The sequence below is a fragment of the Paenibacillus forsythiae T98 genome (genome assembly GCF_000520735.1).
Taxonomy (GTDB): Bacteria; Bacillota; Bacilli; order Paenibacillales; family Paenibacillaceae; genus Paenibacillus_AQ; species Paenibacillus_AQ forsythiae.
Genome location: NZ_ASSC01000333.1, coordinates 1 through 11,585, shown reverse-complemented (window position 1 = coordinate 11,585; position 11,585 = coordinate 1). Strand labels below are relative to the sequence as shown.

General features: G+C 56.3%; 12 protein-coding genes. All 12 read right to left on the bottom strand.

The genetic code is table 11. From position 1 onward, the window contains the following. The coding region (locus L692_RS0110860) for a geranylgeranylglyceryl/heptaprenylglyceryl phosphate synthase (protein ID WP_051503479.1) at positions 1 to 630 on the bottom strand (630 nt) is incomplete at its 3' end. Positions 631 to 852: 222 nt separating this feature from the next. Further along, positions 853 to 2,259: an undecaprenyl-phosphate glucose phosphotransferase gene (locus L692_RS0110855; protein WP_025699768.1), complete on the bottom strand. Its 1,407-nt coding sequence runs from the start codon at positions 2,257 to 2,259 to the stop codon at positions 853 to 855. Then, the gene (locus tag L692_RS0110850) at positions 2,256 to 3,203 is read right to left on the bottom strand and encodes a glycosyltransferase family 2 protein (RefSeq protein ID WP_025699766.1); all 948 of its coding nucleotides are present in this window, start codon (positions 3,201 to 3,203) and stop codon (positions 2,256 to 2,258) included. The genes L692_RS0110855 and L692_RS0110850 overlap by 4 nt, the downstream gene beginning before the upstream one ends. A gap of 144 nt (positions 3,204 to 3,347) precedes the next feature. Next, a complete protein-coding gene (locus tag L692_RS0110845; RefSeq protein WP_025699764.1) occupies positions 3,348 to 3,665 on the bottom strand; it encodes a chorismate mutase in 318 nt (105 codons plus the stop codon). A gap of 57 nt (positions 3,666 to 3,722) precedes the next feature. Beyond that, positions 3,723 to 4,295: a TlpA family protein disulfide reductase gene (locus tag L692_RS0110840; RefSeq protein WP_025699762.1), complete on the bottom strand. Its 573-nt coding sequence runs from the start codon at positions 4,293 to 4,295 to the stop codon at positions 3,723 to 3,725. Positions 4,296 to 4,306: 11 nt separating this feature from the next. After that, on the bottom strand, positions 4,307 to 5,017 hold the full coding sequence (locus L692_RS0110835; protein ID WP_025699760.1) for a cytochrome c biogenesis CcdA family protein: 711 nt from the start codon (positions 5,015 to 5,017) through the stop codon (positions 4,307 to 4,309). Then, complete coding sequence (locus tag L692_RS0110830; protein ID WP_036723196.1) at positions 5,017 to 5,277, bottom strand: heavy-metal-associated domain-containing protein; 261 nt, start codon at positions 5,275 to 5,277, stop codon at positions 5,017 to 5,019. Before L692_RS0110830 ends, L692_RS0110835 begins: the two co-directional genes overlap by 1 nt. Positions 5,278 to 5,294: 17 nt before the next feature. Next, entirely contained in the window at positions 5,295 to 6,356 is a 1,062-nt protein-coding gene (locus tag L692_RS0110825) for an ABC transporter substrate-binding protein (protein WP_025699750.1), read from the bottom strand. 73 nt (positions 6,357 to 6,429) lie between these two features. Then, the gene (locus tag L692_RS0110820) at positions 6,430 to 7,485 is read right to left on the bottom strand and encodes a FecCD family ABC transporter permease (RefSeq protein ID WP_025699748.1); all 1,056 of its coding nucleotides are present in this window, start codon (positions 7,483 to 7,485) and stop codon (positions 6,430 to 6,432) included. A gap of 6 nt (positions 7,486 to 7,491) precedes the next feature. Continuing rightward, complete coding sequence (locus L692_RS0110815) at positions 7,492 to 9,783, bottom strand: ABC transporter permease (RefSeq protein WP_025699747.1); 2,292 nt, start codon at positions 9,781 to 9,783, stop codon at positions 7,492 to 7,494. After that, entirely contained in the window at positions 9,761 to 10,657 is an 897-nt protein-coding gene (locus tag L692_RS0110810) for an ABC transporter ATP-binding protein (RefSeq protein WP_025699745.1), read from the bottom strand. The genes L692_RS0110815 and L692_RS0110810 overlap by 23 nt, the downstream gene beginning before the upstream one ends. 43 nt (positions 10,658 to 10,700) lie before the next feature. After that, on the bottom strand, positions 10,701 to 11,585 hold an 885-nt coding region (locus L692_RS32630; protein ID WP_036723194.1), incomplete at its 5' end, for a hypothetical protein.

Below are 11,585 nucleotides of genomic sequence, written 5' to 3'. Positions count from 1 at the left end.
AACCGTATCGGCCAGTGAAGCCGCAAGCCTCGCCTCATCCGGTCCGGCCACCCCGCCGCCGTAGAAGAGACGCGCATGGCCTACGGCTTCGCGGACGGCTCTCATTGTCTGTACCTCTCCGAAGCGGCCGCTGTATTCCAGATAGACGATGGGCAGCGACATCAGCTTGTCGGCAATATGCGCGCAGGCGGCCGCCCCCTCCGCCGACAAGCCCGTATCCGCCCCGGTCACACGGGCCACGGCGGAATCTCCGTTCAGCACAATATAACCCTCGGCCAGCAGCAGCTCCCAGGGAATAAAATCGCCATATCGCTCAACGGCTGCCCGGTGATGGCCGACAATCCATGCCGGGTCGGATGCGTTCAGCACCATCGGAATCATATAGGCGTCAAAGCCGGGCACGACGGCGGACAGATCGGATACCTCCAAAGCGCATGGCACGCCGTATCGCTGTGTTCCGGACAGGAGACGGGCGGTATTGTCATAGGTAAGGCCCGTGGAGCCGCCCACCAAAATCCCATCCGTACCCGACTGGCACACCGCCCTTAAGTTTGCTTCGCTGATCGCGCGGTCCGGGTCCAGCTTGAATACATGCCGCCAGCTCTCCATCATTTGTCGTACCTCAGTCATCATCTTCCATCCTTATTCGGTTGAAATGGATAGGCCGCTCTACAGCCGCCGCGCTTTTTGCTTCTTATATGTTAAAATAGCTGGACTGGACGTGTCAATTTAAACAAGCGGAAAATACGAACATTTTTTCGCTTTTTTCGCCGCAAAGCTGTGAATGAACAACAATTCCCCGCCCCGCCCCACAATGGGCGGAAACGGGGAAACGATATAACATTGCCTCTCCTAGTAAGCATTTTTATTGATGAAGCCGTTGCGGATCGTCTTGAAAATAATCCGGATATCAAACAGCAGCGACCAGTTCTCGATGTAGAAGATATCATGCCTGATCCGATCCTCAATCGAAGTGTCGCCGCGCAGTCCGTTGCTTTGCGCCCAGCCGGTGATTCCGGGCCGCACATGATGCTTGACCATATACTTCGGAATTTCCCCCTTGAACTGTTCCACATAATAGGGGCGCTCCGGCCGCGGACCGACCACGCTCATATGGCCCATCAGCACATTAAAGAACTGCGGAAGCTCATCCAGGCTCGTCTTGCGGATAAACGTTCCGAAGCGGGTGCGGCGCGGATCATGCTCCGTGCTCCAGCCCGTGTCCTCCTCGCCGTCCCGCTGCATTTTCATCGAGCGGAATTTATACATGGTGAACGTGCGGCGGTTGAGCCCCACCCGCTCCTGCCGGAAAATGATCGGTCCCGGCGAAGTCAGCCTCACTCCCAGCGCCACAACCAGCATCAGCGGACTCATCACCACGATGGCAAACAGCGAGAATACGATATCGAACATTCGCTTGGCCAACCGGTTGGCCGTCATGTCCAGCGGAATATCGCGCACATTGATCATCGGCAATCCGGCAAAATTATCGAAATACGGACGCGCAGGCAGATAATCGAAGAAATCCGGAATAATCAGCGTGCGGACTCCGGCCCGTTCGCAGGCCGCGATAATAGCGGGAAACTTGTGATGCACATCCAGCGGCAGAGCGAGAATCACCTCGTCGATCAGCATCGTCTCCAGTAGAGACGGCAGCTCATCGAGCTTGCCGAGAATCGGCTTGTAGCGCTGGGAATCGAGGGTATCCCAGGTTTGGTAATCGTCCAGAAAGCCGATAATCTCATAACCCAGTTCGGGGTACTGGGCGAGATTATCATAAATTCTTCTGCCGAGCGTGCCCGCCCCGAGAATGAGCACGAACTGGCGGTTGAACCCTTTTTCCCGAAAAGACTTCAGCATCTTCTTCAGCACATACCGGTACAGCATGGTCGACAGCATAATCGTGCCGGTATAAATGGCCAAATATTGACGGGAAATATCGATTTCTCTTGCAAAATACATCAGGCCGAGCAGGATGAAGATCCCCATCATATGCACCTGGAAAATCCTCAGAAACTCGTCGGCAAACCGCTTCTTCCGCTTGGGCATGTACAGCGTGAGCAGGATGCCGAGCAGCACGGCGATTCCGCCATAAACGAGGCTCCAGTACGCATACGATTCCACCGGCATATGATGCTCATAAGGCATCCAGCCGCTCTTGAACTTCAGCCACCAGGAGAGCAGAAAGGCAGCCTGTATAATAATGAAGTCGGCAACCATGTAAAGCTGCGTCAAAAAACGCTGATTGCGGCGAATCATAATCTCACCTCGGCATTCGATTCGGAACGCGCCCCGGCTTCGGCCGCAGCAGAGAGACTTGGCACAGGCGCTGGCTTCCGCCGTCTCGGCGTCAGCGCGTTGCGCAGAAGCATAGCGGCAAGCTTGACGCCCACCCCGGCGTATACAGCTCCATTGACCAGAAAAGAATACTTCCTGCTGTAATGCTTGCGGTGAAAGACAATCATGGCGCGGTGAAACTCATAAATGATCTTGAGCGGTCTGCGCCGCGCGCTGCCGCCCTTCAGGTGCACGATGAAAGCCTCTGGATAATAGTAAATCTTCCAGCCCGCTTCCTTGATCCGGTAGCACCAATCCAGATCCTCTCCGTACATAAAAAAGGTCTCATCCAGTCCGCCAACCTGCTCAATAGTCTCCCGCCTCACCAGCATGAATGCGCCGACCAGACAGTCGACCTCATATTCCTTGTCAGGGTCGAGGTATCCCAATTGGTAGCCGTTGAACCTCGGGTTGTCGGGGAACAGCCTGCTGAATCCGAACGCATAATAGAAGGAAGCCGCAGGCGTCGGAAATCCGCGCTTGCAAGCCTTATCCAGACTGCCGTCCGGCAAAATCACCTTGCATCCCGAAGCGCCAAGCTCCGGTCTCCGGTCCATCAGGGCGATCATCGTCTCCAGCGTATTCCGCTGCACCACCGTATCCGAATTCAGCAGCAGCACATAACGTCCGGAGGCGATCCCCATCCCCTGATTATTGGCCCGGGCAAACCCGGTATTCTCCCGGTTGGCAATCAGCTTCACGCCCGGGAACCGCTCCCTTATGACTTCCACCGAATCGTCAGAAGAATGGTTGTCGATCAAAATAATTTCATAGGCATATTGGGTTTCCGAGTCATAGACCGACTGCAGACAATCGACTGTCAGGCGGCACGTATTGTAATTGAGAATGATGATGCTGGCATCGATATTCACTTGTGCTTACGCTCCAGACAAAAATAGTAATCTACCTGGCATCATTATAGCATAAAACCTCCCTGAAATACGGGAGGCTTGCGAGTAAGATTCACCCATTGGCCCGCATGGGTGCTGCTCCTTCGCCGGATCGTCCGGTTACTCAGCCGATGATTGGGCGTCCTTTCCATTCGTCATATCATGATGAAGCCGCAGTTCACTGTTTATAAAAACCGACACGATCCCGCGATAGATTTCTTCGATGACATCCGGATCGCCGTCATGCGCCGCGGCCGTTGTCCGCACTTTTTCAATCAACTGCTCTACGCGCTGTGGGGCTTTAACGGCATCGGCATCCTTCTTGAATGCGGCCGCTTCATTTACATATCCGTGTCTTTCACACAGCAGCGCCACAATCTGCCGGTCCAGCCTGTCGATATTGTCCCTTACCTCTTCGATGCTGCCGCAACGTTGCATTCTTAACTCCCCCTTTATCCTATTCAGATATAGGATAACAGACAGTTATCTTCTGAATCAAAGATCGCCGAGTTTCAGCAGCGAATCTGCCGTAATGGCGCCCTCCACCCCGCCGTACACGGTTCCGTCGCGATTGATGACGACCGTGGTGGGGTAGCCTCTTAATCCGTATTTTTTAAAGAGGGATGAGTCCGGGTCCAGCAGAACGGGCAAGGAATAGGCGTTATCTTTCATATATTGCTTGACCGTCTCCGGGGCTTCGCCGGTGTTGACTGCAAGCAGGACCACTTCGCCTTTTTTCATCAAAATGCTCGACGCCTCGTCCAGCTCCGGCATCTCCTTCTTGCAGACGCTGCACCAGGTCGTCCAGAAATTAAGCACAACGATCTTTCCCTTGTAGTCCGCGAGCGACACCTGCCGGCCCGACAGATCGGGCAGCGTGAAATCCGGAGCCTTCAGCTTGCCGGACTTGGCCGGCCCCGCATATCCTGATGCGGCCTTCAGCAGCTCAATCGGAACGCTGCCCGACAGCGGAGTCTCCGGAACCGCCTGCGCCCGGCTGTATACGAAGGCGCTGCCCGCAAGCAGAATCGCCAGCAGGGCGGTCCACAGCCACAGCTTCTTTTTCATGGCATTCTCTCCTATCTTAAGTTCGCAAGCCACTGCATCCGGTCCGTGAGAGTGAGGATGCCTGCGGTAATCATGACCGCTCCCGACAATATGCCGATCAGCCGGTTATGCCGCTGCAGGAAGCGAAACGTCTCCTTAAGCTCATTATAAATAAGTGATGAGAACAGAAACGGCAGTCCGAGTCCAAGCGAATAGAGCAGCAGCAAGAGCATGCCCTGAAGCACGGAGTCGGAGCTTCCGGCCATCAGCAGCGACGAGGACAGCAAGTACCCGACGCACGGCGTCCAGCCAAAGGCGAAGACCGCTCCAAATATTAGCGAGCGAATAAACGTCAGCTTCCCGGTCCGAAAGGGCAGACGCCTCTCAGCCTCCAGGAAGCGCAGCCTGAGCACTCCGGCAAAGCCCAGTCCGAACAGGATCATCAACAGACCGCCTATGACGCGGAACACCGCCAAATGCGCATTCAGGAAAGCTCCAACCACCGTTGCGACTGCTCCCAAGGATACAAAAATTACGGTAAATCCGGCTACAAAAGCCGCCGCATTCCGCAGCAGAGGAAGTCCGCTTCCCCGTCGAGACGGAGAAGGTCCAGGCTCCTGCCGCTCCTCCCCGGCCACTCCCGCCAGATAGAACAGATAGACCGGAAGCATGGGCAGCATGCAGGGAGAGATAAAGGTCAGCACGCCTTCAATAAAGCTTAGGCCGTAGTTGACCGTTGTCATCAACCCTCGATCGCTCCGGCAGCCATGCCGGTAACGGTAAACTTCCCGTCATGCATCTCTCCGATGCGGCTGCGAATATTTTCCGCAAGATCCTTCTCTGCCGCATGTGTAACCGAGACCCGCTTGCCTTCCCGGTCAACCTCCACCGTCTTGACTCCGTTGATCCCTTCTAGTTCCCCTTTAATCTTCGACTCGCACTTTGGACAATGCATTCCTTCCACAGTGTATCTGGAAATGACAGTATTCCATCCGTTCTCCATTCGTGTTCCCTCCTTGTTCACGGGTTCTCCCTGTTCAGAATTTTACCGGCTTCCTCCGCCGTAAGCTCATAGTGATAGAATTTGGAGTAAAACTCCCTCAGCTCCGCATTCATGTCCAAATCGGCGAAGCGGTCGGGATGCAGAATTTTGGCCATTTCCATGACCAGCAGTATCTTTTGCAGGCCCATATCCCAATAGAACACGCCGCTCGGCGTCAAATAAACCCGCTTGTTCGCCACGGCCTCGATTAGACCGTATCTGCCGTCGATGTAAGTATTCTGCCTGATTTTCTCCGCCGTATCGAGGTCGTTGATCCCTCCATGATCGATAAAAATATAAGCGGGATTGTACTGAACCAGCTGTTCGAACGTAATCTGGGAATGGTTGCCCGCTTCAAAGTCCCCGGTAACGGATCGCCCGCCAGCGGCGGAAATCACTTCCGTAAGATCGGAATATTTGCCGTAGGTGGACAGAAGATCAATCGCCGAATAATATACGGCGGGACGCTCGGAAGCGGCCAGCTTGTCCGTTACCTCCTTGATCCTCTTCAGCTTCGAGCGAAAATAATCCTCGAATTCCCGCGCCCGCTCCGGCGCATCTCCGCCAAGGGCGGCGGCGTATACCTCCAGCTGCTTCAGCGTGCTTTCGAGATTGGGCGTTACGGCTCCTGGCACGTTGGCGATTTTCAATTTATCCAGCTTGTTGCTTTCATTCGGACGGGGAAACCCGAGCACCAAATCGGGCTTATACGATAGCATAGCTTCGATGTTCACGGCGGTATGGACATTTTCGAGCTTGGGCAACGAATTCAAGCGTTTAAAGATCCGCTGCGCCCACGGGAAATTGTCCACCTGCACATCGGAGCAGGCAACGATCCGGTCCTCCGCGCCAAGCAATACGAGCGTTTCATACGACGGCCCGTACACGGCCGCGACTCGCTTGGCTTCCACCGGAACGGTGATGCTCTGCCCCTTGATATTCTCGATTGTCCGCGTTTCTCCCCGGGAATCCGCGCAGCCTGCCGCCGCCAGGGACAACAGACAAGCGGCCAGAATGAGCGATATGCGCCGTACAGCCATAGGGGCTTCCTCCTTTCTTCTCTTTCTTCTCATCCGTCCAGGGTGACAGGTTTCCAGCCTCCGCTTCGGGAGCTTATTGGTGTTCCTTCATTAATAAAGTTAAAAATACAGGGGCGCCGACGATCGAGGTCAGAATACCCAGCGGAATCTCCTGATCGAACAGCCCGCGCGCCAAATCGTCGGCGATCAGCAGAAAGCACGCGCCGATGAGCGCCGAGGCAGGGAGCAGCAGACGATGATTCACTCCGGCGATGATCCGGCTCAGATGCGGGATAATCAGTCCGACCCAGCCGATCATTCCGGCGACGGATACCGCAGTGGAGGTGAGCAGCGTAGCCCCGATGATGAACGCCAGCCTGAGCCGCCGGACATCGACGCCCAGCGCGGACGCCTCCTCATCCCCGAACGACAGCACGTTCAGCCTCCAGCCGAGAAGCAGCATGGGAATGGCTCCGGCTGTCATCGGCAGCAGTTGAACAAGCAGGTCGGTCCCGGTGACATAGCTGAGCCCCCCCATCAGCCAGAAGGTAATCGCCGGAAGCGTATTGTACGGGTCGGCAACGAATTTGATGATGGATATTCCTGCTGCGAACAGCGCGCCGACCACCATCCCTGTGAGCAGCAGCAGCATAGGCCCGCCTCCCGCCATTCCCGCCACCGCTTTGCTTGCCGCAAAGGTCAGCAGCACCGCCGCGAGGCCGGCGCAGAAGGCCACGATCTGCACGGCGAACCCGTCCAGTCCGAGCAGAATCGCCAGCGCCGCACCGCAGCTCGCCCCTGCGGCGGCCCCGAGAATATCCGGCGAGACGAGCGGATTGCGCAGCATTCCCTGGTAGGCCGTTCCCGACATGGAGAGGGCGGCGCCCGTCAGTATGGCTGCGCCAATCCGCGTCAGCCGGACCTCAAGCAGCACCTGCGCCCCCACATCGGCGCCGTCCCCTCCAGAGGCAAGCGCCAGCAGCTCGGCGGCAGAAATGCTGTACCTCCCCACCAGCAGGGAGATCAGCGCCGTCAGCAGAAGGAAAGCCCCGAGCAGCAGAAGCAATCGGGACGAACGGGGCGGCGGCTTGCGCAGCCCTCCATCCCTCATTTCGCTTCCGCCGCCAATATTCGTGTGATGGCCGCTCATATGCGCCTAATGCTGATGCTCCCCGGCATCCGCCAGGTAGCCCGGAGCGTCCTTGGCCGGAAGGAATTTGTAGACGTACAGATTCTTGTTCTTCAGCTTCACGCAGGCCAGATAGCCGCCCCCGCTCATGTAATAGTCGTTCTTGAGCAGCGGCGCCAGCTCATCCATTTTGACCGGATCGCTGACCACCGGATTCGCTCCGAAGTCTTTGGTTTGGATGAACTCCCGGTCGTTATCGGCGATGTAGCCGAGGAAGTATGCCGATTTCGGGTCCTTGCTTTTATTCATCCCGACATAGGGATCATACGACTGAAGAGTGATGCTCTCGATTTCCTCCGTATTTTCCAAATATGAATACAGGCCGGTTTCTTTTAAATACTGGATAGTGTTCGTAAAAGATGGCGTCACATAAATGATGCTGTTCTCCAGCCGATAGCCGAATTTCAGGCTTTCCTGACCTCCGTCCTGGGTAAACATGATCGTCCCCAGCGCCTGATCTTTGGGAAAATAACGGTCTTCCAGGCTTTGGGCCTCGACATCATCGGCAATATGCCCGAGAAGCTCCTTGCGCTGGCTGTCCGACAGAATGACCTGTCTCGGGTTGGTGTAGAAGCTGCTCGCAAGGTACACGAGACCGTTCCGGAAGGCTCCCGCCGCCCAGTAGCGCGATTCGGTCGTTCCGGTAATGGTTCTGCGCGTCTGCTTACGGACGGCCTCGGTCTTGTCGAGCGACAGGAAATCAGCCAGCACGCTGAGCTTGGTCCGGTCATAGTAGCGGGTCAGATGCGAACCGTTATCCAGCGTATAGTTGACGATAATGTCGTACGGAACGGTCGTGCTTGAGAAATTCTCCGCGTCACGCGCCAGCTTGCCTTTTCCGCCGTCGATAATTTGTTTGTGGAGCCCCGTAATGATCTCCAGATCACTCTTCGACGTAAAGGTATAGTTGCTCATGACATAGTAGCTGCCGCCCGTGCTGACGCCGCCGACCTGACCATCCAGATAGTTCGGCGATCCGGCATAGGACATCTGAACGCTGGCAATCCGGTCAACCTGCGGAATCCGGGAGGAATAGCCAAAACCGCCGGTAACCAGAATCACTACGGCGACCAGCACCGCGCCAAGTCCAAACGGCAGCTTCAGAATCCCCCGGCTGAGTCCACGGGAGCCATTCTTCTGAACCAGCTCGACAATCAGGAAGACGACAATAAACGTCAGGGAAGCGGCCAGAATGGAATATCCCGTTCCCATATCCGCCCCGTACTCCAGCACAATGGCAAAGCCAAGCAGCGGCAGCAGGAACGTGGAAGCGACGCCCAGGATGCGGCTTGTTCCCGATACGCCGGCGATTTCCGCTTTGCGGCGGGACAGCGCCGCAGCTCCGAGCGCGGCAATGACCAGCGCGGCAATGACCCAGCCCAGAAGAGGCAGGGCGCGAACCGGAGGCTGGACAAAACCGTCGAAGCGGGTGTATTGGGCGCAGTAATCTTTGGCCGCCTGATAGAAGAACAGAATCGGATTATAGCTGGCCAGCTTGTCCACAAGACTGGCACCCACTTCGACCGTCCCCGTGCTGGCGGAGAACCCGAACGAGTTGCCAAAGAGCAGATGCTTCATTAAAGCGTTGGCTCCGTACAGCAGAATAGAAGGCGCGCCGATGGTCATCAGAGAGAAGAATACCGCTTCCGTCATCGTGCCGACCATACAGCAGACAAGCGCCGTGACGCAGAAGCTGACGATCCCCAGAATCAGGTAACCGGCATAGAGATAAACGCCTCCGTTAATGGCGAGCCCGGCATAGCCCAGACTGCTGAACGCCGAAATATTCATCAGGAGAGAAATCATGAACGGAATGAAGATGACTACGGCAAGCATGATGATCCCGATGATAAAACGCAGGCCAAGCTGCTTCCCGCGCGTAATGCCCTGGGCGAAGTACGCATCCGATGAGCGCTTCACCAGCATGAACCGGAACAGGACAATCGCCAGCGCGGCCCCGAATACGATGACGGCGGCATGGATGACGCCGGTCAGACTCTCATAATAGAACCGGTACTGCATCTGGTTATGCGTATAGTTCTCGTCAAAGATCGACTTGCCGGGAATAAAAGCGGTGGATACGGGAATCAGCAGCAGAAATACCGCCAGACCGAGCGCGGCGACGCCAAGAGTCTGGATGAGCGCCCGCGTGAAGGCATGGAGATAGACCGGAAAAGCGCGGTCCCGGGAAGGCGCAGCAGCGGCAGGCCCTGGAGAAGGCGCCGTGATCACACGGTCAAAAGAAGGTTGCGATGTCATATTCCTTGTCCTCCATCTCATCCAAGAAGATTTCTTCCAGCGTCATCGGCTCACTCGCGATCCAGATCGGCGATGCCGGTTCCAGCCGGCTCCGCAGTTCATCGGCCCCGCCGTCCCAGGTGAAGATATAGCTGTCGTCATCCCGCGTAATATTGCGGGCCTGAATGCCGAGCAACTGCTCGGCTCCGTTATCGCCCTGAAAAGTGACCCGGTACTTGGTGCGCCGTCTGCGCATCTCATCAACCGTCGTCGCGAAGGACAGACGCTTGTCCCGGATGATCGCAATGTAGTCGCACAGCCCTTCAAGCTCCCGCAAATTGTGGGAGGAGATCACGATGTTGGTGCCGTGCTTTTTCATATATTCGAACATGATGCTCTTAAGCTGATTGCGCTTGGACAGATCCAGGCCGTCAAAGGACTCGTCCATAAGCAGATATTGGGGCATGGTTGCAAACGCCAAAATCAGGGCCGCCTGGCGCTGCATGCCTTTCGAGAATCCGCTGATTCTTGCCTCCGGGTCCAGTTCGAAGAAATCAACCAGCTCTCTGTATGTTTTGTGGCTCCAGTTCGGGTAGAACCCGCTGAAAAAGAGCGCCATCGATTGAAGCGACCCTTGCGGAAGAAAATAAGGATCGTCCTGGGCCATGAACAGTCTGCGTTTAAGGCGTTCATTCTCATATACCGGAATACCGTCGATAGTGATTCTTCCGGCTTCGGGACGATAGATCCCCGCAATCATCTTGAGCAGCGTCGTCTTGCCCGCTCCGTTGTAACCGACAAGCCCGCAAATGCGGCCGTCCGCGATTTCGAAAGAAATGTCCTCCAGCGCCGTAAAGCGGCCAAAGGTTTTGCTGACCCCTTCAATTGAAATCAAATCTCCACACCTTCCTTTGTATCTTTGTGTCCGGGCCTCGTCATCAAGCCGCGTCTTTAAATCTCCGGCGTCGCTTCATGCCATTCAGGATCAGCGCCGCGACTGCGGCTGCAAGGACCACAAGCACGCCGACCGCAACAACGATAACGATGCTGCCGGAAGAATAGGACGGAGCGCCGACGGCGAGAACATAATCGGAATTATGGCTGATCGTAAAAGAGACATAGCCCGCCTGCACATTCAGATTCGTCGCGGCCGGAACCAGGCGGCCTTTCTCCGCATCGAGCAGATACAGCGTCAGGTTGTCCGCATCGCTGAACCGGCTGCCGGTATTGATATAAATCTCCGCCGGGCCGGGCAGCTTCCCGTCATGGGCGAAGGAGATATAGAACGGCTTGACAAGGGAAGATGCCGCCTTCTTGAGTGCGGGAGCCGTCTCCGGGAAATCGATGTGGAAGCTGATATCCTCGGGCGTCTCGATCGTCTCTCCCTCGAAGGTCCAGGAGTAGAGGACATTGCTGCTGTCGTCCAGCTTCTGGAAGGTCAGACGTTCCTTCTTCTCCCTGGCCTCTTCCATCGCGGCTTTGCCTGTCGGCACGCCCGTATCGGTCAGGGTAACCATCTTCATCGTTCCGCGCATCGTGTCCATGCTCTTCGTTTCCGGCGAATTCGTCTCCGCAGGGGAGTCGGCCGGAGCTGTCGGCCGCTGTCCATCTACGGCGGACGTTCCGGCAAGCGGCTTCGGAGCGACCGGAGCCAGCGCCTGCATCCTGGAGATGACTTCCTGCTGTTCTTCCTTGCTGATGTTCGAGCCTTGGGCGGCAACTAGCGGAACATAGGGCGCAATGACCGCCACATACGGCTTGGCCGCACTTACGTAAGGCTTGCCTCCGCTGCCTGCCGGGAATCCGGTCTGTGCGCTGACCGT

Coding starts and splice junctions, on each gene's coding strand:
- L692_RS0110825 (WP_025699750.1), bottom strand. CDS start 6,356: ATGGCTGTACGGCGCATATCGCTCATTCTGGCCGCTTGTCTGTTGTCC.
- L692_RS0110845 (WP_025699764.1), bottom strand. CDS start 3,665: ATGCAACGTTGCGGCAGCATCGAAGAGGTAAGGGACAATATCGACAGG.
- L692_RS0110820 (WP_025699748.1), bottom strand. CDS start 7,485: ATGAGCGGCCATCACACGAATATTGGCGGCGGAAGCGAAATGAGGGAT.
- L692_RS0110840 (WP_025699762.1), bottom strand. CDS start 4,295: ATGAAAAAGAAGCTGTGGCTGTGGACCGCCCTGCTGGCGATTCTGCTT.
- L692_RS0110835 (WP_025699760.1), bottom strand. CDS start 5,017: ATGACAACGGTCAACTACGGCCTAAGCTTTATTGAAGGCGTGCTGACC.
- L692_RS0110830 (WP_036723196.1), bottom strand. CDS start 5,277: ATGGAGAACGGATGGAATACTGTCATTTCCAGATACACTGTGGAAGGA.
- L692_RS0110815 (WP_025699747.1), bottom strand. CDS start 9,783: ATGACATCGCAACCTTCTTTTGACCGTGTGATCACGGCGCCTTCTCCA.
- L692_RS0110855 (WP_025699768.1), bottom strand. CDS start 2,259: ATGATTCGCCGCAATCAGCGTTTTTTGACGCAGCTTTACATGGTTGCC.